This window comes from Simplicispira hankyongi, from assembly GCF_003570885.1.
GTDB lineage: Bacteria > Pseudomonadota > Gammaproteobacteria > Burkholderiales > Burkholderiaceae_C > Simplicispira > Simplicispira hankyongi.
Map to the genome: position 1 here is coordinate 1,307,295 of NZ_QXJC01000001.1, position 24,262 is coordinate 1,331,556.

The window sequence follows — 24,262 nt, forward strand, 5'->3', positions numbered from 1 at the left end:
AAACATCAGAATAGCCAGGACGGATAGGAAACTCAACCGCAAGACGCTAAGCAGAAGAGCCCCTTTACCCGCCATGATTCAACCCTCCACCACCGTCAACTTCGCCACCGCCAGCGCCAGCCACTTGGTGCCATGCCGGCCAAAACTCACCTGCGCACGCGCGTCGTCGCCCGCGCCTTCGATGGCCAGCACCTTGCCCTCGCCAAACTTGGCGTGAAACACGTTCTTGCCCGCCGCGATGCCGTGGGCGGGCGCCTGCTTCTGCGGTGGCACCGGTGGGCTGGCGAAGCGCTCAGAATTCAAGCCAAATTGGCCTCTAGCGCTTGTCCCATAAGCGCTACAAGCTCCTGAAAAAGGAGCAGTTTTGCCAAAAGCCGATTGCTTGGGTGTGATCCACTTCAGCGCCGATTCGGGCAATTCGTCGAAGAAGCGGCTCTTGATGCCATAGCGGGTCTGGCCGTGCAGCATGCGGGTCTGCGAGTGGCTCAAGTACAGGCGCTTTCGGGCGCGGGTGATAGCCACGTACACCAGGCGGCGCTCTTCCTCGATGCCGCCCTGCTCTGAGAGCGCGTTCTCATGCGGGCACAGCCCCTCTTCCAGGCCGCCGATAAACACCACATCGAACTCCAGGCCCTTGCTGGCGTGCACCGTCATGAGCTGCACGGCGTCCTGCCCGGCCTGGGCCTGGTTGTCGCCGGCTTCGAGCGCGGCGTGGGTCAGGAAGGCGCCAAGCGGCGAGAGCGTTTCGCCAGTGTCCTGGTCTACGCCCGGCGGGCCCGCAAGCGGCGCATCCACGAGTGGCGCATTTGGGTCCAGCCCCTGGCTGGCGGGGCTTTGCGTGAGCGGCTGGCCATGCTCGTCCAGCGGCAAGGCCACGGCGTCGCGCCCGAAGCCTTCCAGCATCACAAAACTCTCGGCGGCGTTGACGAGTTCTTCCAGGTTTTCAATGCGGTCCTGGCCGTCGCGCTCGGCGCGGAAATGCGCCAGCAAGCCGCTGGATTCGAGCATCTGCTCGATGATGGCGCGCAGCGGCTGGCCCTGGGTCTGCTCGCGCAGCACGTCGATCTGCGCGACAAAGGCGGTGAGGTTGCTGCCCGCCTTGCCGGTCATACTGGTGACGGCGTCGTGCAGCGAGCAGCCAGCGCCCTTGGCGGCATCCTGCAGCAGCTCCAGGCTGCGCGCGCCGATGCCGCGCGGCGGGAAGTTGACCACGCGCAAAAAGCTGGTGTCGTCCTGCGGGTTCTCGAGCAGGCGCAGGTAGGCCAGCGCGTGCTTGATTTCGGCGCGCTCGAAAAAGCGCAGGCCGCCATAGACACGGTAAGGGACGGCAGCGTTGAACAGCGCGGTTTCAATGACCCGGCTTTGCGCGTTGCTGCGGTACAAGATGGCCACCTCTTGCCGCGCCACGCCGTCGTTTCGCACGAGCTGGCGGATTTCATCGACCATCCACTGGGCTTCCTGCAGGTCGCTCGATGCTTCGTACACGCGCACCGGCTCGCCGGGGCCACGCTCGGTGCGCAGGTTCTTGCCCAGGCGCTTGCTGTTGTGGCTGATGAGCGCGTTGGCGCTGTCCAGAATGTTGCTGTAGCTGCGGTAGTTCTGCTCCAGCTTGATTTGCCGCTGCACATCGAATTCGCGCACGAAGTCCTGCATGTTGCCGACGCGCGCGCCGCGAAAGGCGTAGATGCTCTGGTCGTCATCGCCCACGGCCATCACGCTGCCGTGCGGCTCGAAGTGGCCGGCCACCTCATCGCCCGCGAGCTGCTTGAGCCAGGCGTACTGCAGCTTGTTGGTGTCCTGGAATTCGTCCACCAGGATGTGCGCAAAGCGGCGCTGGTAATGCGCGCGAATCGGGTCGTTGCCCTGCAGCAATTCGAAGCTGCGCAGCATCAGCTCACCGAAATCGACCACGCCTTCGCGCTGGCATTGCTCTTCATACAGTTGGTAAATTTCGACCTTCTTGCGCGCGTCGCTGTCGTTGGCGGGTACGTCGCCGGGGCGCAGGCCTTCTTCCTTGCAGCCGGCAATGAAATATTGCAGTTGCTTGGGGACGAAGCGCTCGGTGTCCACGTTGTACTGCTTGCACAGCCGTTTGATGGCCGAGAGCTGGTCTTGCGTATCGAGAATCTGAAACGCCTGGGGCAGTCCCGCCGCCTTGTGGTGCGCGCGCAGCAGCCGGTTGCACAGGCCGTGGAAGGTGCCTATCCACATGCCGCGCACATTCACCGGTAGCATGGCCGACAGCCGCGCGACCATCTCTTTGGCGGCCTTGTTGGTGAAGGTGACGGCCAGAATGCCACCCGGCGTGGCCAGACCGTTTTGCAGCAGCCAGGCGATGCGCGTGGTGAGCACGCGCGTCTTGCCCGAACCGGCGCCAGCGAGGATGAGCGCATGGCCCGACGGCAGCGTGACGGCAGCGAGCTGCTCGGGGTTGAGGTTCGCCAGAAGCGGCGAAGCCGCTGGGGATGGCGAAGTGGGCTGGAGCGGCGCAACGCTCTGCGCGGGGAAGGCGTCGTCCTGCGGCGCACGCGAAACCGGGTCTTGTGGGAACATGCGCCGATTGTAGAAAGCGAGGCCCCATGAAGTGCTCCACCGCCACCCTGCCCCTGCTGCTGGCCCTGCATCTGCCGCTGGCCGTTGCGCAGAACGCCTGCAGCAGCGACGGCGCCCCCGCGCCGCAGGCGCTGTACGAGCGTTTTCTCAGCGCCGACTGCGCCGAGTGCTGGCGCAACCCTACCTTCGCGCCCGGCGCGAGCGCAGCAGTGCTCGACTGGATCGCCCCTGGGCGCGCGGGCGACGAGGCGCCGCTGTCTGCCGCCGCACGCACCGACGCCCTGACACGCCTGGACGCCATGGGCCGCCCGCTACCGACGACCACCGACGTGCATGTCGCCCCCGTGGCGCAGCGCCTTCCGGGGCGGCTGCGCGTCTCCTTCGGGCCGGCGGTGAACGACTACGTGGGCACCTCGGCCAGCTACCTCGGTGCTCTGCCAGCCGGTGCGAACGAGGGGTGGACCCTGTGGCTGGCGCTGGTGGAGCAGATTCCGGCGGGCGTGGAGGGCACGCCGGTGCGCAGAAATTTGGTTAGAAACCTGTTCCAGCGCACATGGAGCATGCACGATCAGCTATCAAAAAAAGAGCTCTTCAACTTGCCGCGCACGACCCGCTGGATCGAGCGCCCCGCGATGTACTTGGCGCCCGGCACCAACCCTGAGCGCCTGGCGCTCATTGGCTGGATGGAGAATTCCAAAGGCCAGGTGGTGGCAACCGCACGCGCGGAGTGCGCCGCAGCCAAACCCTGAACCTGTGCGCCAGCGCGCCCAGCGCCACGTCGGTACAATCAACCACCGGGCCCAAGTTTCTTGACGCCCGGTTTTTTGTGCCTGCGCAAGCAGGGGTTCGGGCCACCTCGCTGCAGGCGCCCCGCAAAAACCGGCGCCAGGCCAAGCGCCCACCGCAGAACAGCATTTGCCTCTGCGGCCTTCTACGGAGCTTGGACACTGTATGGAAATCTTCGACTACGACAACGTGCTGCTGCTGCCGCGCAAGTGCCACGTGCAAAGCCGCGCCGAGTGCGATGCCAGCGTAGAGCTGGGCGGGCGGCGCTTTCGCCTGCCCGTGGTGCCGGCAAACATGAAAACCGTGGTGAACGAGGCCATCTGCGAATGGATGGCCAGAAGCGGCTACTTCTATGTCATGCACCGTTTCGACCTCGACAATGTGCAGTTCGTGCGCGACATGACCGAGCGCGGCGTGTTCACCTCCATCTCGCTCGGCGTCAAACAGCCCGATTACGACACCGTGGCGCGCCTGGTGGCCGAGGGGCTGTCGCCCGACTACATCACCATCGATATCGCACACGGCCACGCCGACACGGTGCACGCGATGATCACGCACTTGAAGGAAAAGCTTCCGCGCTCCTTTGTGATCGCCGGCAACGTGGGTACGCCCGAAGCGGTGATCGACCTGGAAAACTGGGGCGCAGACGCCACCAAGGTGGGCGTGGGCCCGGGCAAGGTCTGCATCACCAAGCTGAAAACGGGTTTTGGCACGGGCGGCTGGCAACTCTCGGCGCTCAAGTGGTGCGCGCGCGTGGCGACCAAACCCATCATTGCCGACGGCGGCATCCGCAGCCATGGCGACATTGCCAAGAGCGTGCGCTTTGGCGCCAGCATGGTGATGATCGGCTCGCTCTTTGCCGGCCATGAGGAATCCCCCGGCAAGACGGTGGAAGTGGACGGTCAGCTGTTCAAGGAGTACTACGGCTCGGCCAGCGACTTCAACAAGGGCGAATACCGGCACGTCGAGGGCAAGCGCATTCTCGAGCCCATCAAGGGCACGCTGGCCGACACGCTGGTCGAGATGGAGCAGGATGTGCAAAGCTCCATCAGCTATTCGGGCGGTACGCGGCTGATGGACATCCGCAAGGTCAACTACGTCATCCTGGGCGGCGACAACGCGGGCGAGCACCTGCTCATGTGACGATTGCGCGGTATTCACACACAACTGCTTGAACGCTGGCGCGCGCTCGCTGCAAGCCAGATGACAGCCAAGGGCGGGAAATGCACACCATGATGGGGCTTTCCCAGCCCCTACCCGGAGGATGCCCATGCCCCACACTTCGCGCTCCCGTATCGCCCTGCTGGGCGTTGGCCTCATGGGCCTGCGCGCTGGCCGGCGGCTGCTGCAGGCGGGCTACCCGGTACTTGCCTGGAACCGTACCCCCGCCAAGGCCCAATTGCTGGCTGCCGATGGCGCTACCTTCTGCAAAACCCCAGCCGAAGCCACGGCGCAGGCCGACATCACCATCAGCTTCCTGGAAAACGGCCCGGTGGTGGGCGATGTGCTGTTTTCCCAGGGCGCGGCGCAGGGTATGGCACGCGGCAGCCTGTTCATCGACATGGCGTCCATCCAGCCACGCGAGGCACGCGACCATGCAGCGCGCCTCGGTGAAATGGGCGTCGCCCACCTCGACGCCCCCGTCTCGGGCGGCACGGTAGGCGCTGAAGCCGGCACGCTGGCCATCATGGTCGGCGGCAAACCGGCAGACTACGAACGCGCACGCGAGGTGTTCGAAGTGCTCGGCCGAGCCACCCTGGTCGGCCCGCACGGCGCCGGCCAACTGACCAAGCTGGCCAACCAGATGATCGTTGGCATCACCATTGGCGCCGTCGCCGAGGCCCTGCTGTTTGCCGCCAAGGGCGGCGCCGACATGGCCAAGGTACGCGAAGCCATTGGCGGCGGCTTTGCCGACAGCCGTATCCTGCAACTGCATGGCGAACGCATGGTTCAGCGCGATTTCGCCCCGCGCGGCAGCATGAAAACCCAGCTCAAGGATTTGCACAATGTGCTCGCCACGGCGCGAGAAATTGGCTTCGACGCGCCCGTGACGGCGCTCTTTGAAACGCTCTACACGCAAGGAGTCGAGCACGGACTGGGCGAGCTGGACCACAGCGGCTTGTTCGTCGAGCTCGCCAGCCGCAATGCGATGCAATAGATACGATTTTTTGCGAGACGGCCCGCTTTTCTGTATATAATTTCGCTCTCTGCTGCGAGGCAGACAAGGTTTCAAAGTGGGTTCTTAGCTCAGTTGGTAGAGCAGCGGACTCTTAATCCGTAGGTCGAGTGTTCGAGCCACTCAGGACCCACCACTTACAAAGGGAGCTGGCCATGCGCCAGTTCCCTTTTTCGTTTTTATCTGACACGGGACGCGCTCCTGGGCACGCAAGCGCCGTTTCACCGGCCCTTCCATAATCGTTCGCATCGTGCCGGCGACGCCCGCACGGCTTCCTTTCAGAGAACTGCTTTTCCCATGAATCCGCAAGCCAACGAATTGTGGCGTGCTCCGCGCTGGGCCCTGGCCGTCTTGCTGGCTTTGCTGGGCATGCTGGGACCGTTTTCGATCGATACCTACCTGCCCGCCTTTTCGGGCATTGCCACCGCCTTGGGCGCGACGCCGGTGGAGATGCAGCAAACGCTGTCGGCCTATCTCTTTGGCTTCGCGTTCATGAATCTGTTTCATGGCGCGCTGGCGGACAGCTTTGGGCGGCGTCCGGTGGTGTTGTGGGGCATTGCCATCTTTACCCTGGCATCGGCGGGTTGCGCCTTGTCGCAAACCATTGGGCAACTGGTGTTTTTCCGCGCCCTGCAAGGCTTGTCGACGGGGGCTGGCATCGTCGTCTCGCGCGCCGTGATTCGCGACATGTTCGCGCCAGAACAGGCGCAGAAGGTGATGAGCCAGGTCACCATTTATTTCGGCGCGGCCCCGGCCATCGCGCCCATCGTCGGTGGCTGGCTGCTGGTGCACACCGGCTGGCACAGCATTTTCTGGTTTCTGACCCTGGTGGGCGTGGCGCTGTGGCTGGCCAACTACCGCCTGTTGCCTGAGACGCTGCATACAGACCACCGCCAGCCATTCAATGTGCGCCACCTGATGCGCGGCTACTGGGAACTGGGGGCGAGCCCACGCTTTCTTTTGCTGGCACTGGCCAGCGGCGTACCGTTCAACGGCATGTTCCTTTACGTGCTGGGTGCGCCTGCCTTTCTGGGCCAGCACCTGGGCCTGGCGCCCACCCAATTCTTCTGGTTTTTCTTGCTGACTATCTCCGGCATCATGTCCGGCGCCTGGCTGAGCGGTCGGCTGGCCGGCAAAATCGCTCCCAAGCGGCAGATTCGCCATGGTTTCGTCATCATGCTGGTGACGTCGCTGCTCAACTTGCTGGCCAACCTCTTTTTCCCTGTACATGTCTCCTGGGCGCTGCTGCCCATCGCCGTATTCGCCTTCGGCTGGGCGCTGATGGTGCCCGTCGTGACACTGCTGGTGCTTGATCTTTATCCGGCGCGGCGCGGCATGGCGTCGTCGCTCCAGGCCTTCATCGGTTCGGTTGCCAACGGCACCGTCGCTGGCGTGCTGGTGCCGCTGGTGATGCATTCGACCACCTTGATGGCCTTGTCTTCGCTGCTGATGATGGGCATCGGCCTTGCTGCCTGGATTTACCTGCACCATCGCTGGCCGGAAATCGGCGCCAACACCGCACGGGCCTAAGCCCTTTAGCGGCGCCGCCGATCAGCGGGGATCTCTTCGTAATACCGCGCCTTTTCGGCGTACATGGCCTTGTCGGCGCGGTGCAGCGCAGCCTCTACCTGGTCCCCGCTGCTGCAACTGGCCACGCCAATGGCCAGACTGAGCGACTGGCCGACATAGAACTGGTTGTTCATTTCCACCAGTGAGACGATGCGCTCGGTCAAGGCAAGTGCGCCGTGCTCGTCCGTCCCCGGCAGCAGAATAATGAATTCATCGCCCCCGATGCGCGCCGCGCAGGACGAGGCATCCACCGCTTTGGCCAGCACCTCTCCCGCACGGCGCAGCAAGGCGTCGCCTGCCGCATGGCCTTCGTCGTCATTGACGCGCTTGAGGCCATTGAGATCGATAGTGACAACGCTGAGCGGCCACGGTCCCTTGCGGGTGATGCGATTGAGCTCTTCCACATAGAACGCACGGTTGCGCAGTTGCGTCAGCACATCGTGTTTGCCCAGGTATTCGAGGTAGGCCTCGGCCTTCTTGCGCGCTGTGATGTCCACCAGCGACACCAGAACCAGGCCCCAATCGTCGCGGTGGCCGTCAAGCACCGAGAATTGCATGTGGATATGGACGGCGTCGCCGGACAGGGCGTAGTTCAGCACCTCACGCTGCTGAACCAGCTTACCGTCCCACAAATCCTGCAGTTGCTCGGCAAAGGATTCTTCCATTTCATCGCGGAAGATGCGGGGAAGGTTGTTGAGCAAGGCCTCTTTGCTCGCAGCACCCAACATCTGCAATGTCTGCTGGTTGACGTCGATGACGCGAATTTCCTGCATGCAGCGCGAGACGAACTCTGGGTGCACTTTGAGGAAGGTCTTGAAATCCCGTATGCCCTGGGCGCGCACGTCATCCAGCAAACGCTTGACGGCACTAAAGTCTTCCACCCAGAGGGAAACGGGCGAATGCTCGAAGAGATCGCGGGCGTAGCGCTCGCTGCGCTGCAGCCGCTGCGTGGCCTGTGCCTGTGCGGTCACGTCTTCCAAGGACACCAGGACCCGGCTCCAGGTGGCCTCGTGGCCGGGCAGGATGCGGGCGTGCACCACCACGTCCAGCCGCCGACCATCGAGGGCGTAGTTCACCGTCTGGTTGTCGAAACCTTGTGCCCCCGACCACAGTTCGGCCATCTCGTAGGCCACCCGATCGTGCATATCGTCTCGAAAAACGCTGTCTAGGCGCGCAAACAGTTCGTCGGCACTGCCAGCGGCAAACAGGCCCAGCGTACGCTGGTTGACGCGCAACACCTTGAGGCTTGCCGTGCACTCGCGCAGCCGCGCCGGGTTTTCATCGAAATGTGCACGGATATCGGTGACGCCTTCGGCCCGCCAGCGCTCAAACAATTGCTTGAGGGCACTGTAATCCTCCAGCCAGAGCGACACCGGCGCCAGCTCGAACATGTGCTCGAAATCAGTGTCTGTAGTGGGGGTGGACGGCACGGCAAAGGCTCCTCTCATGCGCATTATTGACGCGTTCAAGAGTGCTGTAGCGTCTCAGAACAGCAAAAAGGCCGGCTCCTTGCGGAGCCGGCCTTCAGATTCGATGAGGACCGCGATTAGCGTGCAGGACGCGCCGGGCGCTTGCGCGCGTCGTGCGGTGTGAAGGACTTGCCGGCCGGAGCCCCCGGCTTGGCAAACGCGGGCCTGCGCGGGGCGAAATCGCCGCGTGGGGCGCCCGCATCACCGCGTGGCGCGCCATAGCTGCCACGACCAGCGTCACCAAAACCGGGCTTGCGGCCATAGCCATCACCATCACGACGGGGCGCGAAGGAGCGGCCTTCCGGCGCGCCTTGCACCCGTGGACGGTCGTTGAAACCACTACGGCCTTCGCTGCGCGACGCACCTGCGTAACCGCGATCACGCGAAGGCTGCTCACGACCACCCCGTGCACCGAAATTGCCCTGGGGCGGACGGGTGGACGGAAAGCGTTGCGTGGGCTCCAGGCCTGGGATGACTTCGTTCTTGATTTGCTGGTGCGTATAGCCTTCGATATCAAAAATCTTGCGGCGATCGCGGAATTCGGCGAAGGTGATGGCCAGGCCATCGCGCCCGGCACGGCCGGTACGGCCAATGCGGTGCGTGTAGTCCTCGGCCTTCATGGGCAGACCGAAGTTGAATACGTGGGTGACAGTGGGCACGTCAATGCCGCGCGCCGCCACGTCGGTGGCCACCAGAATCTGCACCTGGCCCTGGCGCAGCGCCATCAGGCGGCGGTTGCGCAGGCCCTGGCTCAATGCGCCATGCAGGGCCACGGCGCTGAAGCCTTCCTGCTGCAGGTCGGCGGCCAGGCCGTCGCACTCGATCTGGGTGCTGGCAAACACGATGGCCTGGTTGATGGTGGTGTCGCGCAGCCAGTGATCGAGCATCTTGCGCTTGTGCTGCAGGTTGTCGGCCCAGTACAGGATCTGCTTGATGTTGCTGTGCTTTTCCTGCGGCGAATCGATCTGGATCTTCTGCACCGAGGAACCACCATCGTGCATGACGCGCATGGCGAGCTGCTGGATGCGGGGCGCAAACGTGGCGCTGAACATCATGGTTTGCTTGCGCTGGCTGGTGAGCTGGTTGATCTCGGCCAGATCATCCGAAAAGCCGAGGTCCAGCATACGGTCGGCTTCGTCCACGACCAGGAACTGCACCTGGTCGAGCTTGATTTGCATGGAGCGCTGCAAGTCGAGCAGACGGCCCGGCGTGGCGACCACCAGGTCAGCATTCTGCAGCTTGGCAATTTGCAGTTGGTAGGGCATGCCGCCAACGACGTTGGCGACGCGCAGGCCGCGGGAATGCTTGACAAGGTCGATGGCGTCGTGCGCCACCTGTTGGGCCAGCTCGCGCGTTGGGCAAACAATCAGTGCACCAGGCACGGCCGGCTTGAAATTGCGGTTGTTGGTGGGGTCTTTGCGCTTGGCACGCTTAGGCGCAGCTTCGCCGCGCGCGGCGGCTTCGGCGCAGGCCTGTTCGTATGCAGCACGGGCCTGCTCAGCGGCTTCGGCCTGCTGGCGCAGCAAGGTATTCAGCACCGGCAGCAGAAATGCTGCCGTCTTGCCGCTGCCCGTCTGGCTGGAGACCATCAGGTCGATGTAGCGGCCACCCTTGGCTTCCGCGCCCATAGCCAGCGGAATGCACTTGAGCTGCACGGCCGTGGGCTGGGTGTAGCCCAGATCGGCAACCGCCTGAACAAGCTCGGAAGCCAGGCCCAGTTCGACAAAACCGTTGGGTTCGGGCGCAGTGTCGGGAGAGGCTTCGATATTGGAAGCGGTGTGGCTTGCGCCGTGCTCGGCGGGCATGGAAAAGGATTCGGCAGGCGCAAAGTCGCCCTGCACTTCAAAAGTGTCGGTCATATTTTTTCTCACGAAAGCGACCGGAAGCGAAAGCTCCGGGCGGTCTCTCTGATGGTTAAAAAACATCAACCATCAAACGAAACCTGCAGCGGCGTCGCGCTACTGCGGCTGGGTATTCATCGCAAGGGCTGTCTGGGCCTGAAATCGGCCAGACTCGTTGCGGACCCGGTGTGTGAAGGGAGATGCACAAACTTGCAGCGCTATGCGGTGCAAGTCAGCAATTATGCCACGGATTCGGGTTTTCCCGCAAGTGCCTCAGCTGCGAAGAGCTGTGCGCGGTAGTGCGCCAGCTCGTCAATCGACTCATACACATCGGCCAGCGCCGTGTGTTTCTGCGCCTTTTTGAAGCTGCTGTAGGCGGCGGGCTTCCAGCGCTTGGCCAGCTCCTTGAGCGTGCTGACGTCCACATTGCGGTAGTGCAGAAAAGCTTCCAGCTTGGGCATGTAGCGGGCCAGAAAGCGCCGGTCCTGCCCGATGCTGTTACCGCACAAAGGCACGGCTCCCTTGGGCGCGTAGCGCTTGACGAATTCCAGCACCTGCGCTTCTGCTTCTGCTTCGGTCAGCGTGGAGGCGCGCACTTTGTCGATCAAGCCGCTGCGGCCGTGCGTGCCCTTGTTCCAGGCATCCATGGCTGCCAGCAATTCGTCGCTCTGGTGCACCACCAGCACCGGGCCCTCAACGCAGGGCGTGAGCTGCGGGCCGGTGACGACCACGGCAATTTCGATGATGCGTTCTTTCTCCGGGTCCAGGCCCGTCATTTCGCAATCGAGCCAGATCAGGTTTTGATCGGAGCGGCCCAGCGCAGGCGTTGCAGGGGAAAGGGAGGCGGAAGGTACAGACATACCGCAGATTGTCGCGCACCCAGTCTGGCGACAGCCGCGTGCTCCTTGCCCCAAGGCGATGCTGAACAAGTCACCGCGATGGCGCGCGCCGTGCATCGGGATGGGATGCAAGGCGCAAACCGCACCCATAGCCGCAGCGATGGCGAGGATTTGCAACGCGGCAGACCGCCCGAGGTACGGATGCGCGGCGCGTGAGAGACTTGTTCAGCATTGCCCTAAACTCGCGCAACATGCCTGTTTCCACCCCGTCCTTTCTGCCGCCCTCCCTGGTGCTGACCATCGCCTTCGTCATTGCGCTTGGCGGGGGCTTTCTCCTCAAATTGTGGCTTGCGAGCCGGCAGCTGCGCCATGTAGCGCGCGGCCGTGCTGCCGTGCCGGGCTCGTTTGCCAGCCGCATTTCTCTGGCAGCGCACCAGAAGGCTGCAGACTACACCCTGGCGAAACTGCGTTTTGGCACGCTAGAAGCGGCACTGGGCGCCGCCATACTGCTGGGCTGGACACTGCTGGGTGGGCTTGATGCCCTGAACCGGGCGCTGCTCGCGCTGCTCGGTGGCGGCATGCTGCAACAACTGGCCCTGCTGGTGGGTTTTGTACTGATCAGCGGCCTGATCGACCTGCCTGGCACGCTGTACCAGACCTTTGTGCTGGAGCAGCGGTTTGGTTTCAACCAGACCACGCTGCGCTTGTGGCTGAGCGACCTGGCGAAATCCACGCTGCTCAGCGCCTTGATCGGGTTGCCCGTTGCCGCGGCCATCCTTTGGTTGATGGGGTCAGCCGGCGGCCTGTGGTGGATCTGGGCCTGGGGGCTGTGGACCGGGCTCAACCTGCTGTTCATGTGGGCCTACCCAGCCTTCATCGCGCCCTTCTTCAACAAGTTCGAGCCCCTGGCAGACGAGACGCTGACCGCGCGCGTCACGGCGCTGATGCAGCGTTGCGGCTTTTCTGCCAAGGGATTTTTCGTCATGGATGGCAGCCGCCGCAGCGCCCACGCCAACGCCTATTTCACGGGTTTTGGGACGTCCAAGCGGGTGGTGTTTTTCGACACCCTGCTGCGCCAGTTGGCGCCCGCCGAAGTGGAAGCCGTATTGGCGCACGAACTCGGGCACTTTCACCACCGCCACGTCGCCAAGCGCATGGCGACCATGTTCGTACTCAGCCTGGCTGGCTTTGCACTGCTGGGCTGGCTCTCAAGCCAACCCTGGTTCTATACCGGTCTGGGCGTGCAACCCAACCTCACCGCGCTGCTGCCGGGCATCGCCCACGCCCCGAGCGACGCACTGGCCTTGCTGCTGTTCGTGCTGGTGGTGCCGGTGTTCACGGTGTTTTTCTCACCGCTGTTTGCCCAGCTCTCGCGCAAGCACGAATTCGAAGCAGACGCCTACGCCGCCCGCCAGACCCATGGCGGCGACCTCGCGTCGGCACTGCTCAAACTGTACGAAGACAATGCCGCCACGCTGACGCCGGATCCGCTCTACGTCAAGTTCTATTACTCGCACCCGCCGGCCGTAGAGCGGCTGGCGCGCATGCAAGCCGGAGCCCCCGCATGACAAACGATTTGAAGCAAAAAAACTGGTCCACGCAGACGCGGCGCGCCCTTAAAGCTACGGAAATAGTAGCAGCATTGGCGCAACTGGATGGCTGGCGTTTGCAAGGCGACGGCGCCGACGTAGCCATCGAGAAAACCTACCGATTCGCCAACTACTACCAGACCATGGCCTTCGTGAATGCCCTGGCCTTCATCGCCCACGCGCAGGACCACCACCCCGACCTCTCGGTGCACTACGACCGCTGCGTCGTGCGCCTGAATACGCACGATGTGGGCGGCATCTCCAGCACCGACTTCGATTGCGCCAGCCGCTTCGACGCGCTGCTCACATGAGCCGGTACCCGCGCCATGGCTGAAGCCCAGCGCCAAGGCCTGGTGGTGGCCAGCCATGGCAGGCACTGTGTGGTGGAAACGGCGGACGGCGAGCGGCGCATCTGCCACCCGCGAGGCAAGCGCAGCCAGGTTGTCGTGGGCGACCGGGTGCTGTGGCAGCCGCCACCCACCGGCCAGGGCGAGGAAGGCACCGTCGAGAAGGTACTGGAGCGCCGCAACCTGTTTTACCGCCAGGACGAAATCCGCACCAAATCGTTTGCCGCCAATCTCGACCAGATCCTGATTCTCATTGCCAGCGAGCCGGTGTTTTCGGAAATGCAGCTCGCGCGGGCCTTGATTGCCGCCGAAGCAGCGGGCATTGCGCCGCTGATCGCGCTCAACAAAAGCGACCTGGCCCAAGCTTTCGAGCGCGCCTGGGAGCGGCTTGCACCCTACCGGAGCATGGCCGGGCCCTCACCCTACCCGGTGCTGCCTCTTTCGCTGGGGCAGGCGCCGGACGCCGCCAAAGACATGCTGATGCCGCTGCTTGCCGGCAAGACGACGCTGGTGCTGGGGCCGTCTGGGGTTGGCAAGAGCACGCTCGTGAACCTGCTGGTGCCCGGCGCGGCCGTGCTCACCGCCGAAATCTCACAGGCACTCAATTCCGGCCGCCATACCACCACCAGCACGGCCTTGTACTGGATGGATGCCGCCCACAGCACGGCGCTCATCGACTCGCCAGGCTTTCAGGAGTTTGGCCTGCACCACATTGCGCCAACCGACCTGGCCCGCTGCATGCCCGACATTGCAGCGCACGCCACGGCGTGCCGCTTTTACAACTGCACGCATTTGCACGAACCTGGCTGCGGTGTGATTTCAGCCGTCAAAAGCGGCTCTGACGCTGAAGGCATAAGCGCCATCCGCTATTCAATCTATAGCGAATTATTCAAAGAGCTTGGGCAGACGCGCTACTGATCTGCGACTGCGTTAGCCGAGCAGGCGCGCCAGCGTCAGCAGCGCGAGGAGCAGCATCCACACCACCACCGAGCGCCAGACCAGGCCCACCACGCTGCGCAAATGTGCCAGCTCGGGCTCACGGCCGGGGGTGCTGTCGCTGTCTGCCAAGTCGGTGTCATCGCCCAACCCCGTCGCGGTGGGGTCGCCTGCGTTGGGCTTGAGCGCCTCGCCGCCCAGGCGCACATTGATGGCGCCAGAAGTCGCCGCCAGCAGAACGCCCACGTTGTCGTTTGGAAACCGCTGGGCATAAAACCGCCAGCCGTCGATGGCCTCTTCGAAGCTGCCCACCACGGCAAAGCACAGCGCGGTCATGCGCGTGGGCAACCAATCGAGCGCCGTCCAGGCCGCCGCGCTGGCTTGCCTGAGGGCCTCGCTGGCGCGGGGTGCGCCGTCCGTGCCGGGGCGGCTCCAATAGCGGGCGACGAATTCGGCCATGCGGTAGAGCACGGCCCCCGCCGGCCCCAGGCCCAGCGCGGCAAGCACCGAATACCAGGCCAGCACGCCGAACACATGGCGATGCGCCGCGATCACGGAATATTCGAGCACGTGGCGCACCAGCTCGCTGCGCGGCAACTCGCCCACATTCACGCCCTGCCAGCGGGCCAGCCCTTCACGTGCCGAACGCTCGTCGCCCAGGTCAAGCGCGTCGCGGATGCGGGTGAAATGGTGGCTGAACTGGCGAAAGCCCAGGGTGATGTAGAGCACTGCGACATCCCATGCAACGCCCAGCGGCCAGCCTACCCATTGCATCAGCAGCAGGTACGCCCCCGCCACCAGCCCCGCTGGCAGCAGCACGGCAAGGCTCCAGGCCACCCAGGCATGGTGGGCCTTGCCTGCGTCAAAATTGCGACTGACCGAGAGCGCCCAGGCGCGCAACCCGGCATGCACCGGGTTGCTGCGTGCGAGGGGGCGGGCCTGCTCAATCAGCAGGGCCAGCAGGATGGCGATGAAACTCATGGCGGGCAATGATAGCGGCGCTCCCCGGTGGCGCGCCGCACCGGTCGCTCAAGCGGAGAGAAACCGGTAAAAGTTGCGCAGCATGCCTGCCGTGGCGCCCCAGATGAAATGCTCATAGCCCTCGGCATCGCGGTAGGGCATGGAATACCACTCGCGCCGCTGTCCAGCGTACTCAAAAACGTGGCGGCGGTGGTGCGCCGGGTCGAGCAGGAAGGCCAATGGCACCTCGAAGATTCGCGCCACCTCATAAGGGTTGGGGCGCAGCACGCAATCGGCCTGCACCAACGCCACCACGGGCGAGACGATGAACGAAGAACCGGTGACATAGACCGGTAGCTCGCCCAGCACCTGGGCAGAGCCGGCCTCCAGGCCGACCTCCTCATGGGCTTCGCGCAAAGCCGTTGCGGCGGCGTTGGCGTCGCCGGGATCTGCCCGCCCCCCTGGAAAAGCCACCTGGCTGGAGTGCGTGGAGAGATGTGCCGTGCGCTCGGTGAGCAGCACCGTAGGCTCAGCGCGCTGGATGATGGGGATCAGGACGGCGGCGCGCGCCGGTGCACGGGCAGAAAAACGCGGTTCAGAGGCAATCTCTGGTTGCCAGACTGGCGGCGCCGCAAAACGTGCGCGCAGGGCCTGGGCCGTGGTACGCGCCTGCGGCACGGCGGACAGGCCGGTGTCGATACCCGACACAGGCACGGTACGTGGATCGAAATCGGGCAGCGGCGTAGGCACTGCGAAGGAAGGGGTAGCCGGCATGGCAATAAAAAAGCCGCGGCAAACAGAAGCTGCAGCGGCTTTTGCGCAGGTAGCGGCGCTAGGTCAAGCGACCACAGCTGCCGTTTTGGCGCGTGAAGGGAGCTTTTCCTTGATACGTGCCGACTTGCCGCTGCGCTCGCGCAGGTAGTACAGCTTGGCGCGGCGGACATCGCCACGGCGCTTGACTTCGATCTTGGCGATCAGCGGGCTGTAGGTCTGGAAGGTGCGCTCCACGCCTTCGCCGCTGGAGATCTTGCGCACGATGAAGGCGCTGTTGATACCGCGGTTGCGCTTGGCGATCACCACGCCTTCGTAGGCCTGCATCCGCTTGCGTGTGCCTTCGACCACGTTGACGCTGACGATGACGGTATCGCCAGGAGCAAATTCAGGAATGGTTTTGTCGAGGCGGGCAATTTCTTCCGCTTCAAGGGTCTGGATCAGGTTCATAAAGGCATCCTGCGATCGTGTCCGCGCCAAGATTGGCAGTGTCGGGATTGACGGGTGTGCCCAAGCACCAAGGAGTGCGGGCCGGCCGGGCAGAGGATCGAAAAGCCTGCCATTATAGCCTGCTGTCTTGCGGAGCACGCAACTGCGCCTCGTCGGCGGGGCTCAAGCGCCCGGCGGCACGTGCGGCAGCAATCAGGTCTGGTCGGTGGCGCGCCGTGAACAGCACCCGCTGGCTACGGCGCCACTGCTCGATCTGCGCGTGGTGCCCCGAGAGCAACTCGGCCGGCACACCCTCGCCCTGCCAGACGTCGGGCCGCGTGTAGTGCGGGCAGTCCAGCAGGCCATCGAGTGCCGGGTTAAAGCTGTCCAGGGCATGGCTGCCCGCATCGTGCAGCACGCCGGGCTGCAACCTTGCAACGGCGTCCAGCAGCGCCATGGCGGCAATCTCGCCGCCCGAAAGCACAAAATCACCCAGGCTGATCTGCGCATCGACAAAGCGGTCGATAAACCGCTGGTCAATGCCCTCGTAGCGGCCGCACAGCAGCACGGCGCCTGCGCCCTGCCCCCATTGCTCGACGCCCGCGTGGTCCAGCCGCTGGCCGATCGGCGAGAACAGCACCAGCGGCGCCTGGGCGCCTTCGTTCTCTGCGCGCGCCGCGCGAATGGCCGCGAGGCACAGCGCGAGCGGCTCAGCCAACATCACCATGCCAGGGCCGCCGCCAAAAGGCCTGTCATCCACGCGGCGGTAATTGCCCTCGGCGAAATCGCGGGGGTTCCACAGCTGCACCGCCACCTGGCCCGAGGCGTAGGCACGCCGCGTTACGCCGCTGGCCAGAAACGGCGCAAACAGCTCGGGAAACAGGGTGATGACGTCAAAGCGCATACGCGGCGGGGCTGCGGCAGCCGTTTTACCAGCGAGGGCTCAGTAGTCAGGCTGCCAGTCAGCCACGATGCGCCGCCCCGCCAGATCGACCTGGTCAATGAATGCGCCGACAAAGGGAATCATGCGCTCCACGGGCTTGCCCTCCACGACTTCGCCGTCCAGCACCAGAACGGTCTGCGGGCCGGTGGTCAGCAGGTCGCGCACGGTGCCCAATGCCACGCCTTCGCGGTTTTCCACGGCCAAGCCAATGAGGTCTACCCAGTAGTACTCACCATCTTCCGTTTGGGGGAAACCAGAGCGCGGTACAAAAATGCGCGAACCGCGCAGGGCTTCGGCGACGCTGCGCTCGTCAATGCCTTGCGCCCAGGCGACGATGCCGCCGGCGTGCTCGCGCACCTGGCGCAGGTCGAGGCCCACGGTGCCAGAGAAGCTGCGAGGGCCGCGCTCGGTGGGTTGCAGGTACCAGCGCTTGCCAGAAAGCAGGGCCGCAGGTTCGCTGCTATGGGGCAGCACCTTGAACCAGCCCTTGACACCCCAGGCGTCGGTGATGCGGCCGATTTCCACGGCGTCGGGCGGCAGTTCAGCAGCGGGGAGCGCAAGTTCAGAGGTCATGGCAGCGGGCACAAAAAAAGAAAAAGGGCGGATCGCGTCAGTAGCTGACGCCATCCGCCCCGTCCGGTCAGACGCCGGGTTCAGGCTGCCGTTTGGGCAGCCTGTTTGACCAGGCGGTCCACTGTAGGCGAAGACTGGGCGCCCACGCTCTTCCAGTAGGTCAGGCGGTCTTGCGCAATGCGCAGACCTTCTTCGCCTTCCTTGGCCGTGGGGTTGTAGAACCCCAGACGTTCGATGAAACGGCCGTCGCGGCGCACGCGCTTGTCGGCAACGACGATGTTAAAGAAAGGACGGCCTTTGGAACCGCCGCGGGAGAGTCGAATGACGACCATGATTTATCCTTCGGGTGGTGGGCCGGCGCGTTAGCAACCGAAGCCCCAGATTTACAACGTAGAGACACGCGACATGGCCACCCGGCCAGCGACACGCTGCAAAGCCTGCAATTATATCTTTCTTTACTTTTTCCTATGCCCACCATTCGACCCAGCCTGGACAGCGACCTCGACGCCATCACCGCCATCTACGCCCACCATGTGCTGCACGGCACCGGAACCTTCGAAATCGACCCCCCATCGCGGGCCGACATGGCGGCACGCCGCGCTGAAGTCCTGGCGCGCAATCTTCCCTGGCTGGTCGCCGAGCGCAGTGGTGAAATCGTGGGTTTTGCCTACACCAACTGGTTCAAACCCAGGCCCGCATACCGCTTTTCTGCCGAGGATTCGATCTACGTCGCCGATTCGGCGCGCGGCGGCGGCGTGGGTCGCGCGCTGCTCACCGCCCTGATCGCGCAGGCCGAGGCTGCCGGCGTGCGCCAGTTGATGGCCGTGGTGGGCGATTCGGCCAATGCCGGCTCCATCGGCCTGCACCGCTCCCTGGGTTTTGAACAGACCGGGCTCATGCGCTCGGTCGGCTGGAAGCACGGCGCCTGGCGCGACATCGTGCTGATGCAAAGGCCCCTCGGTAACGGCGATAGCCAATCACCCGAATAATCCCACCCCATGAAAAATAAAACTGTGGCCGCCTGGCTGGCCTTTCTGGGCGGCCCTGTCGGCCTGCACCGCTTTTATCTGCGAGGCCTGGCCGACCCACTCGGCTGGCTTTTGATGGTGCCCACTGCGCTGGGGATCTACGGCATTCGGCGCGTACTGAATTTCGGTCAGGACGATGCGCTCAGCTGGATCTTGATTCCCATGGTGGGGTTCACCATTGCCGGCTGCTCGCTGACCGCCATCGTCTATGGGCTGTCTTCACCCGAGAAGTGGAACGCCCGCTACAACCCGGGCGCAGCGTCGGACGCTCTGCCCGGCCGCACCAACTGGTTCACCGTAATGGCCCTGGCGACCTCACTGCTGGTGGGAACCGCGGTACTGATGGCCAGCCTGGCGTTCAGCTTTCAGCGCTATTTCGAATACCAGGTCGACGAAGCGCACAAGATTTCGGATTAGCGAGAAACTCGATAAGGAAAGAGTCACTTTCGCTTATCGAGTCAGCACTTTCAGCGATGAAAATAGTAGTAACCAGCGCGCTCAATAGAGCTGCAGGCTGATCCAGTAGGCGATGGCCGCCACGAATGCGCTGGCCGGGATGGTCAGAATCCAGGCCCACACGATATTGCCCGCCACACCCCAGCGCACGGCGCTAGCGCGCTGCGCCGATCCCACGCCAACGATGGCGCCCGTGATGGTGTGCGTGGTCGAGACGGGAATGCCCAGCAGCGTGGCCATGAACAGGGTGATCGCACCGCCGGTCTCGGCACAAAAACCGCCCACGGGCTTGAGCTTGGTGATCTTCTGCCCCATGGTCTTGACGATGCGCCAGCCTCCGAACATGGTGCCCAGACCGATCGCCGTGTAGCAGCAGACGATGACCCACAGCGGCGGTGAAGCGCTGTCTGGAGCCGCGTAGCCAGCGGCAATCAGCAACAGCCAGATGATGCCGATGGTTTTTTGCGCATCGTTGCCGCCGTGGCCCAGGCTGTAGGCTCCGGCGGAGAGTATCTGCAAACGGCGAAACCACTTGTCGATGCGGCTTGGCCGCGCACGGCGGAAGACCCAGCTCACGGCCACCATCATCAGCGAGCCGAAAACGAAACCCAGTAGCGGCGAGAGAAAGATGAAGGTCACGGTCTTGAGAATGCCCGAAGCGATGAGTGCGCCGGCACCCGTTTTCGCCATCACGGCGCCGACGATGCCGCCAATCAGCGCGTGCGACGAGCTGCTGGGGATGCCGTAGTACCAGGTGATCAGGTTCCAGGTGATGGCGCCCATCAACGCCCCGAACACCACATGGGTATCGACCACTCCCGGCTCGACAATCCCCTTGCCAATGGTGGCCGCCACGCTCAGGTGAAAGACGAAGATGGCAACGATATTGAAAAAAGCAGCAAATACCACCGCCTGCCCAGGCTTGAGCACGCCGGTGGAGACCACCGTGGCAATAGAGTTGGCGGCGTCGTGAAAGCCGTTCATAAAGTCGAACACGACGGCCATCGCGATGAGCAGCGCGACAACCCAAAAAGTGGTCTGTACGGTTTGCATCGGTCAGCTGCCCGCAACGTCAGGAGTTTTCGAGGACGATGCCCTCGATCAAGTTGGCCACGTCTTCGCACTTGTCGGTGATGGTTTCCAGCAGTTCGTAGATCGCCTTGAGCTTGATGAGCTCACGCACGTCGGGCTCCTCACGGAACAATTTGCTCATGGCACTGCGCAGCACGCGGTCGGCGTCGCTCTCAAGCCGATCGATCTCTTCGCAGGTTTTCAGTGCCGCCTCGGCGGTCGCCGCATCCGCCAGCTTGTTCAGCAGCTTGACCGCATCGCGCATGCGCTCGACAGATTTGACGCTCAGATCGGTCAGGCGGGTGATCTCTTCCGTCATCTCGCGGATGTCGTAGAGGCTCATGGTTTCTGCAGAATCCTGGATCAGGTCGGCCACGTCGTCCATGGTGTTGATCAGCGTGTGGATCTGCTCGCGATCAATTGGGGTGATGAAGGTTTTGTGCACGGCCTTGTTGACTTCGTGCGTAATGCGGTCTGCCGCGCGCTCCGCGTTGTCCACGTCCTGGGCGTAGCGCTCGCGCAGGTGCGGCTCGTTGTAGTGCGCAACCATCTGCGCAAAGGCCTGTGCAGCCTCCACGATGCGCTCGGCATGCTGGTTGAACATTTCAAAAAAGTTGCCTTCGCGCGGCAAGAGCTTGCCAAACAGCATGTGGAACTCCAGGGAAAAACAGGAAGAGGTACGACAGAGGGGACGAAACGCCAGGGTTTCGCAATGGCGCGAGTTTAACGAGGCGCGGGCCATGAGCCTGCGCCAACGCTGACAACGCCGATGACCGAGATCAAGCGCCGCGGAATACGAAGTACACCGCACCCAGCATGCACAACCCAGCCCATAGGTAATCCCACTTGAGGGGCTGGCCCAGGTAGAACACAGCAAAGGGCACGAACACCGAGAGCGTGATGACTTCCTGGAGAATCTTTAGCTGGCCGATGCTCATCTGGGTAAAGCCGATGCGGTTGGCGGGCACCTGAAACAGGTACTCGAACAGTGCCACGCACCAACTGACCAGAGCGGCAACGTACCAGGGCGCGCTGGAGAGGTTCTTCAGGTGCCCGTACCAGGCAAAGGTCATGAACACATTGCTGGCGAGCAGCAGCAGCACGGTTTGTACGGGAATTGGCAGAGACTGAAAAGCATTCATGGGGCGTGAGAATATCGCGGCGGCCCGCAGGTGAGAGAGAAAAGACCGGCACTGATGGGTAGGCAAAACTGGCCTCGGCGCCTGGTATTCGGCCACTCATTGCTAGAAAAAAATTAGCAAAAAAAAACCGGCATGGAGCCGGTTTTTTGGGGACCGCTGCGTCACTCGCCCAGATAGGCGGCGCGCACCTTGGGGTCGCTGAGGAGTTCCTTGCCCGGCCCAGACATGGTGATGAGACCCGACTCCATCACATAACCGCGGTTCGCAATCGCCAGCGCGCGGCTGGCGTTCTGCTCGACCAGCAGCACGGTAACGCCCTGGGCGTACACGTCGCGCACCACCTCGAAAATCTTGTCCACCATGATGGGCGACAGCCCCATGGACGGCTCGTCCAGCAAAAGCAATTTGGGCTGGCTCATCAATGCGCGGGCCATGGCCAGCATCTGCTGCTCGCCGCCGGACATGGTGCCCGCGAGCTGATCACGGCGCTCCTTGAGACGAGGAAACAGCGCAAACATGCGCTCCATATCGGCTGCGATGCCGGCCTTGTCGCGCCGCACGAAGGCGCCCATCTGCAGGTTTTCGATAATCGTCATGCGCGCAAACACGCCGCGGCCTTCGGGCACCATGACCAGGCCCTTCTTCACCAAGTCCCAGGCACCCTGCCCACGGATGCTCTGCCCCTGGTAGCGGATATCGCCGTCCGTCAGCCCCAAGGTGCCCGTGATGGCCTTCATGGTCGTGGTTTTGCCAGCACCGTTGGAGCCGATGAGCGACACCAGCTCGCCCGAGCGCACGTCAAAATCGATGCCTTTGACCGCCTGGATTCCGCCGTAGCCCACCTTCAGGCCACTGATTTGCAGAAGAATATTGTTGTTCTGTTCGGCCATGCTCAATGTCCTCCGGCGCCCAGATAGGCCTCGATCACTTTTTCGTTCTTCTGCACGTCAGCCGGCGTTCCCTCGGCAATCTGCTTGCCGTAGTCGAGCACGGTGACGCGATCGCACAAGCCCATGACAAGCTTGACATCGTGCTCGATCAGCAAAATGGTGCGGTTGTCCTTGCGGATGCGGTCGATCAGTTCGCGCAGCATCACCTTCTCGGTGGCGTTCATGCCGGCAGCCGGCTCGTCAAGGGCTATCAGCTGCGGGTCGGTCGCCAGCGCGCGGGCAATCTCCAGGCGCCGCTGATCGCCGTAAGACAGCGTGCGCGCCTTGTAATCGGCGTAGCTGCCAATGCCGACATAGTCCAGCAACTCCTGGGCGCGCTTGGCAATTTCTAATTCTTCCTTTTTGAAGCCCTTGGAGCGGAACACGGCGCCAAAAAGCCCCGAATGGGTACGGATATGCCGCCCCACCATGACATTCTCGAGCGCCGTCATCTCGGCGAACAGGCGAATGTTCTGGAAGGTGCGGGCAATGCCCGCCTTGGCCACCAGGTGCACCGCTTTGGGTGCATAGGGCTTGCCTGCCAGCTCAAACGTGCCGCTGTCGGGCGTGTAGAGACCGGTGATGACGTTGAAAAAAGTCGTCTTGCCGGCGCCGTTGGGGCCGATCAGGCCATAGACCTGACCGCGTTTGATGGTGATGCCGACATCCGAGAGGGCCTGCAAGCCGCCAAATCGCTTGGAAATACCGGATACGTTGAGCACCGGCGCATTGGAATTCTCTGCCATATTGTGTCCTTCTGCGGTGTTCAAGTCTTCTGCACCAGGCTCTTGCCGTGGTCAGGCGCGGGCCACAGGCCACGGGGACGTATCAGCATGACGATGATCATAGCCAGCGCGATCAGCAGCTGGCGCAGGATGGCCGAGTCAAGCCGGCCATCTGTCATGGCCTGCAACGGCCCTGCGACATAGCGCAGCACCTCGGGCAGTGCCGAAAGCAGCACCGCGCCCAGGATCACCCCAGGAATATGGCCAATCCCACCGAGCACCACCATGGCAACGATCATCACCGACTCCATCAGGCTGAAGGATTCCGGCGAGACGAAGCCCTGGAAGGCACCGAACATGACGCCCGAGACGCCGCCAAACGAAGCCCCCATGCCGAACGCCAGCAGCTTCATGTTGCGCGTGTTGATGCCCATGGCCTTGGCGGCGATTTCGTCTTCGCGGATGGCCATCCAGGCACGGCCAATGCGCGAGTCCTGCAGGCGGTAACAGACCAGAACCGTCACCAGCACCAAGACCAGGAACATGTAGTAGTACAGCGTCACCGAGTTGATGTCGTAACCAAAAAGCTGGTGTGTTTTGCCCAGATTCAGACCAAAAACGGACACCGAATCGATCTGCCCTATCCCTTTGGGGCCGTTGGTGATGTTCACCGGGTGGTCCAGGTTGTTCATGAAAATGCGGATGATTTCCCCGAACCCCAGCGTCACGATGGCCAGGTAGTCGCCGCGCAATTTCAGCACTGGAAGACCCAGAATCACACCGGCTGTGGCGGCCGCGACCAGCGCCAGCGGAATCACCAGCCACATCGAAATATGCAGGCCTTCAGGAAACATCGCCGCAATGTTGGCGAAGTTGTCCGTCAGCTGGGGCGAGGCCAGCAGCCCGAACAGGTAAGCCCCCACGGCGTAGAACGCGACGTAACCCAGGTCCAGCAGACCGGCGTAGCCCACGACGATGTTCAGGCCAAGGGCCAGCATGACGTACAGCAGGGACAGGTCGGCAATGCGCACCCAGGCGTTGCCGAAGGACTGCAGGATCAGGGGCAGCACCAGCAGCGCGATGGCGCCAGCGACCCATTTGGCAAGGTTCTTTTGGTTCATGGTGGTGTC

Annotated in this window: 25 protein-coding genes and 1 tRNA gene; 10 read left to right on the forward strand and 16 right to left on the reverse strand. The window is 63.3% G+C overall.

Features of this window, described 5'->3' with window-relative positions; translation table 11 throughout:
• Positions 1-78: 78 nt before the first annotated feature.
• Positions 79-2,553 carry a UvrD-helicase domain-containing protein gene (locus tag D3F03_RS06050; RefSeq protein WP_119108378.1) on the reverse strand — a complete coding sequence of 825 codons (2,475 nt, stop codon included), beginning with the start codon at positions 2,551-2,553 and terminating at the stop codon, positions 79-81.
• Between the two features lie 26 nt (positions 2,554-2,579).
• Here D3F03_RS06050 and D3F03_RS06055 point away from each other — a divergent pair, with 26 nt between their 5' ends.
• The 5 genes from D3F03_RS06055 to D3F03_RS06075 all read left to right on the forward strand — a co-directional run bounded on the left by D3F03_RS06055 (position 2,580) and on the right by D3F03_RS06075 (position 7,045).
• The gene (locus D3F03_RS06055; protein WP_119108379.1) at positions 2,580-3,302 is read left to right on the forward strand and encodes a hypothetical protein; all 723 of its coding nucleotides are present in this window, start codon (positions 2,580-2,582) and stop codon (positions 3,300-3,302) included.
• Positions 3,303-3,504: 202 nt separating this feature from the next.
• The gene (locus D3F03_RS06060; protein WP_119108380.1) at positions 3,505-4,482 is read left to right on the forward strand and encodes a GMP reductase; all 978 of its coding nucleotides are present in this window, start codon (positions 3,505-3,507) and stop codon (positions 4,480-4,482) included.
• A gap of 127 nt (positions 4,483-4,609) precedes the next feature.
• On the forward strand, positions 4,610-5,497 hold the full coding sequence (locus D3F03_RS06065; protein ID WP_119108604.1) for an NAD(P)-dependent oxidoreductase: 888 nt from the start codon (positions 4,610-4,612) through the stop codon (positions 5,495-5,497).
• A 78-nt stretch (positions 5,498-5,575) separates the two neighbouring features.
• Positions 5,576-5,651, forward strand: a tRNA-Lys gene (locus tag D3F03_RS06070).
• A 161-nt stretch (positions 5,652-5,812) separates the two neighbouring features.
• Positions 5,813-7,045 (forward strand): multidrug effflux MFS transporter, encoded by a 1,233-nt coding sequence (locus D3F03_RS06075; RefSeq protein WP_119108381.1) that lies wholly within the window; start codon positions 5,813-5,815, stop codon positions 7,043-7,045.
• 5 nt (positions 7,046-7,050) lie between these two features.
• Here D3F03_RS06075 and D3F03_RS06080 read toward each other — a convergent pair whose 3' ends face one another.
• The 3 genes from D3F03_RS06080 to orn form a co-directional block, all read right to left on the reverse strand.
• The gene (locus tag D3F03_RS06080; protein WP_119108382.1) at positions 7,051-8,475 is read right to left on the reverse strand and encodes a sensor domain-containing diguanylate cyclase; all 1,425 of its coding nucleotides are present in this window, start codon (positions 8,473-8,475) and stop codon (positions 7,051-7,053) included.
• A 155-nt stretch (positions 8,476-8,630) separates the two neighbouring features.
• Positions 8,631-10,412 (reverse strand): DEAD/DEAH box helicase, encoded by a 1,782-nt coding sequence (locus D3F03_RS06085; RefSeq protein WP_119108383.1) that lies wholly within the window; start codon positions 10,410-10,412, stop codon positions 8,631-8,633.
• Positions 10,413-10,633: 221 nt separating this feature from the next.
• Entirely contained in the window at positions 10,634-11,254 is a 621-nt protein-coding gene (gene orn, locus D3F03_RS06090; RefSeq protein WP_119108384.1) for an oligoribonuclease, read from the reverse strand.
• Positions 11,255-11,484: 230 nt separating this feature from the next.
• Here orn and D3F03_RS06095 point away from each other — a divergent pair, with 230 nt between their 5' ends.
• The 3 genes from D3F03_RS06095 to rsgA are packed head-to-tail and all read left to right on the forward strand — an operon-like array spanning position 11,485 to position 14,087.
• Positions 11,485-12,801 carry a M48 family metallopeptidase gene (locus D3F03_RS06095; RefSeq protein ID WP_119108385.1) on the forward strand — a complete coding sequence of 439 codons (1,317 nt, stop codon included), beginning with the start codon at positions 11,485-11,487 and terminating at the stop codon, positions 12,799-12,801.
• Positions 12,798-13,133 (forward strand): 4a-hydroxytetrahydrobiopterin dehydratase, encoded by a 336-nt coding sequence (locus tag D3F03_RS06100; RefSeq protein ID WP_119108386.1) that lies wholly within the window; start codon positions 12,798-12,800, stop codon positions 13,131-13,133. The genes D3F03_RS06095 and D3F03_RS06100 overlap by 4 nt, the downstream gene beginning before the upstream one ends.
• A gap of 15 nt (positions 13,134-13,148) precedes the next feature.
• On the forward strand, positions 13,149-14,087 hold the full coding sequence (rsgA, locus tag D3F03_RS06105) for a ribosome small subunit-dependent GTPase A (RefSeq protein ID WP_119108387.1): 939 nt from the start codon (positions 13,149-13,151) through the stop codon (positions 14,085-14,087).
• 12 nt (positions 14,088-14,099) lie between these two features.
• On the opposite strand, the gene D3F03_RS06110 is transcribed toward rsgA, so the two are convergent.
• The 6 genes from D3F03_RS06110 to rpsP form a co-directional block, all read right to left on the reverse strand.
• Complete coding sequence (locus D3F03_RS06110) at positions 14,100-15,086, reverse strand: CobD/CbiB family protein (protein WP_119108388.1); 987 nt, start codon at positions 15,084-15,086, stop codon at positions 14,100-14,102.
• A 48-nt stretch (positions 15,087-15,134) separates the two neighbouring features.
• A complete protein-coding gene (locus D3F03_RS06115; RefSeq protein WP_119108389.1) occupies positions 15,135-15,839 on the reverse strand; it encodes a CoA pyrophosphatase in 705 nt (234 codons plus the stop codon).
• Positions 15,840-15,902: 63 nt separating this feature from the next.
• The gene (gene rplS / locus D3F03_RS06120) at positions 15,903-16,286 is read right to left on the reverse strand and encodes a 50S ribosomal protein L19 (protein ID WP_119108390.1); all 384 of its coding nucleotides are present in this window, start codon (positions 16,284-16,286) and stop codon (positions 15,903-15,905) included.
• Positions 16,287-16,398: 112 nt separating this feature from the next.
• Positions 16,399-17,169, reverse strand: coding sequence for a tRNA (guanosine(37)-N1)-methyltransferase TrmD (trmD, locus tag D3F03_RS06125; RefSeq protein WP_119108391.1), 771 nt, complete (start codon positions 17,167-17,169; stop codon positions 16,399-16,401).
• 39 nt (positions 17,170-17,208) lie between these two features.
• Positions 17,209-17,781, reverse strand: a complete 573-nt coding sequence (rimM, locus tag D3F03_RS06130) for a ribosome maturation factor RimM (protein ID WP_119108392.1) — start codon at positions 17,779-17,781, stop codon at positions 17,209-17,211.
• Between the two features lie 80 nt (positions 17,782-17,861).
• On the reverse strand, positions 17,862-18,113 hold the full coding sequence (gene rpsP / locus D3F03_RS06135; protein WP_119108393.1) for a 30S ribosomal protein S16: 252 nt from the start codon (positions 18,111-18,113) through the stop codon (positions 17,862-17,864).
• A 135-nt stretch (positions 18,114-18,248) separates the two neighbouring features.
• Here rpsP and D3F03_RS06140 point away from each other — a divergent pair, with 135 nt between their 5' ends.
• Positions 18,249-18,770, forward strand: coding sequence for a GNAT family N-acetyltransferase (locus D3F03_RS06140; RefSeq protein ID WP_119108394.1), 522 nt, complete (start codon positions 18,249-18,251; stop codon positions 18,768-18,770).
• A 9-nt stretch (positions 18,771-18,779) separates the two neighbouring features.
• Positions 18,780-19,226, forward strand: a complete 447-nt coding sequence (locus D3F03_RS06145) for a TM2 domain-containing protein (protein WP_119108395.1) — start codon at positions 18,780-18,782, stop codon at positions 19,224-19,226.
• Positions 19,227-19,307: 81 nt separating this feature from the next.
• Here D3F03_RS06145 and D3F03_RS06150 read toward each other — a convergent pair whose 3' ends face one another.
• The 6 genes from D3F03_RS06150 to D3F03_RS06175 form a co-directional block, all read right to left on the reverse strand.
• Positions 19,308-20,318, reverse strand: a complete 1,011-nt coding sequence (locus tag D3F03_RS06150) for an inorganic phosphate transporter (protein WP_119108396.1) — start codon at positions 20,316-20,318, stop codon at positions 19,308-19,310.
• Between the two features lie 19 nt (positions 20,319-20,337).
• Entirely contained in the window at positions 20,338-20,985 is a 648-nt protein-coding gene (locus D3F03_RS06155) for a DUF47 domain-containing protein (RefSeq protein WP_119108397.1), read from the reverse strand.
• 130 nt (positions 20,986-21,115) lie between these two features.
• The gene (locus D3F03_RS06160; protein WP_119108398.1) at positions 21,116-21,478 is read right to left on the reverse strand and encodes a DMT family protein; all 363 of its coding nucleotides are present in this window, start codon (positions 21,476-21,478) and stop codon (positions 21,116-21,118) included.
• A gap of 161 nt (positions 21,479-21,639) precedes the next feature.
• On the reverse strand, positions 21,640-22,368 hold the full coding sequence (locus D3F03_RS06165; RefSeq protein ID WP_119108399.1) for an ABC transporter ATP-binding protein: 729 nt from the start codon (positions 22,366-22,368) through the stop codon (positions 21,640-21,642).
• 2 nt (positions 22,369-22,370) lie between these two features.
• Complete coding sequence (locus D3F03_RS06170) at positions 22,371-23,153, reverse strand: ABC transporter ATP-binding protein (RefSeq protein WP_119108400.1); 783 nt, start codon at positions 23,151-23,153, stop codon at positions 22,371-22,373.
• Between the two features lie 20 nt (positions 23,154-23,173).
• Positions 23,174-24,253 carry an ABC transporter permease subunit gene (locus D3F03_RS06175; protein WP_119108605.1) on the reverse strand — a complete coding sequence of 360 codons (1,080 nt, stop codon included), beginning with the start codon at positions 24,251-24,253 and terminating at the stop codon, positions 23,174-23,176.
• Positions 24,254-24,262: the final 9 nt, after the last annotated feature.

Bases quoted from the DNA above. Each gene is read 5' to 3' on its own strand.
- D3F03_RS06050 (WP_119108378.1), bottom strand. From the start codon at position 2,553: ATGTTCCCACAAGACCCGGTTTCGCGTGCGCCGCAGGACGACGCCTTC.
- D3F03_RS06055 (WP_119108379.1), top strand. From the start codon at position 2,580: ATGAAGTGCTCCACCGCCACCCTGCCCCTGCTGCTGGCCCTGCATCTG.
- D3F03_RS06060 (WP_119108380.1), top strand. From the start codon at position 3,505: ATGGAAATCTTCGACTACGACAACGTGCTGCTGCTGCCGCGCAAGTGC.
- D3F03_RS06065 (WP_119108604.1), top strand. From the start codon at position 4,610: ATGCCCCACACTTCGCGCTCCCGTATCGCCCTGCTGGGCGTTGGCCTC.
- D3F03_RS06075 (WP_119108381.1), top strand. From the start codon at position 5,813: ATGAATCCGCAAGCCAACGAATTGTGGCGTGCTCCGCGCTGGGCCCTG.
- D3F03_RS06080 (WP_119108382.1), bottom strand. From the start codon at position 8,475: ATGTTCGAGCTGGCGCCGGTGTCGCTCTGGCTGGAGGATTACAGTGCC.
- D3F03_RS06085 (WP_119108383.1), bottom strand. From the start codon at position 10,412: ATGACCGACACTTTTGAAGTGCAGGGCGACTTTGCGCCTGCCGAATCC.
- orn (WP_119108384.1), bottom strand. From the start codon at position 11,254: ATGTCTGTACCTTCCGCCTCCCTTTCCCCTGCAACGCCTGCGCTGGGC.
- D3F03_RS06095 (WP_119108385.1), top strand. From the start codon at position 11,485: ATGCCTGTTTCCACCCCGTCCTTTCTGCCGCCCTCCCTGGTGCTGACC.
- D3F03_RS06100 (WP_119108386.1), top strand. From the start codon at position 12,798: ATGACAAACGATTTGAAGCAAAAAAACTGGTCCACGCAGACGCGGCGC.
- rsgA (WP_119108387.1), top strand. From the start codon at position 13,149: ATGGCTGAAGCCCAGCGCCAAGGCCTGGTGGTGGCCAGCCATGGCAGG.
- D3F03_RS06110 (WP_119108388.1), bottom strand. From the start codon at position 15,086: ATGAGTTTCATCGCCATCCTGCTGGCCCTGCTGATTGAGCAGGCCCGC.
- D3F03_RS06115 (WP_119108389.1), bottom strand. From the start codon at position 15,839: ATGCCGGCTACCCCTTCCTTCGCAGTGCCTACGCCGCTGCCCGATTTC.
- rplS (WP_119108390.1), bottom strand. From the start codon at position 16,286: ATGAACCTGATCCAGACCCTTGAAGCGGAAGAAATTGCCCGCCTCGAC.
- trmD (WP_119108391.1), bottom strand. From the start codon at position 17,169: ATGCGCTTTGACGTCATCACCCTGTTTCCCGAGCTGTTTGCGCCGTTT.
- rimM (WP_119108392.1), bottom strand. From the start codon at position 17,781: ATGACCTCTGAACTTGCGCTCCCCGCTGCTGAACTGCCGCCCGACGCC.
- rpsP (WP_119108393.1), bottom strand. From the start codon at position 18,113: ATGGTCGTCATTCGACTCTCCCGCGGCGGTTCCAAAGGCCGTCCTTTC.
- D3F03_RS06140 (WP_119108394.1), top strand. From the start codon at position 18,249: ATGCCCACCATTCGACCCAGCCTGGACAGCGACCTCGACGCCATCACC.
- D3F03_RS06145 (WP_119108395.1), top strand. From the start codon at position 18,780: ATGAAAAATAAAACTGTGGCCGCCTGGCTGGCCTTTCTGGGCGGCCCT.
- D3F03_RS06150 (WP_119108396.1), bottom strand. From the start codon at position 20,318: ATGCAAACCGTACAGACCACTTTTTGGGTTGTCGCGCTGCTCATCGCG.
- D3F03_RS06155 (WP_119108397.1), bottom strand. From the start codon at position 20,985: ATGCTGTTTGGCAAGCTCTTGCCGCGCGAAGGCAACTTTTTTGAAATG.
- D3F03_RS06160 (WP_119108398.1), bottom strand. From the start codon at position 21,478: ATGAATGCTTTTCAGTCTCTGCCAATTCCCGTACAAACCGTGCTGCTG.
- D3F03_RS06165 (WP_119108399.1), bottom strand. From the start codon at position 22,368: ATGGCCGAACAGAACAACAATATTCTTCTGCAAATCAGTGGCCTGAAG.
- D3F03_RS06170 (WP_119108400.1), bottom strand. From the start codon at position 23,153: ATGGCAGAGAATTCCAATGCGCCGGTGCTCAACGTATCCGGTATTTCC.
- D3F03_RS06175 (WP_119108605.1), bottom strand. From the start codon at position 24,253: ATGAACCAAAAGAACCTTGCCAAATGGGTCGCTGGCGCCATCGCGCTG.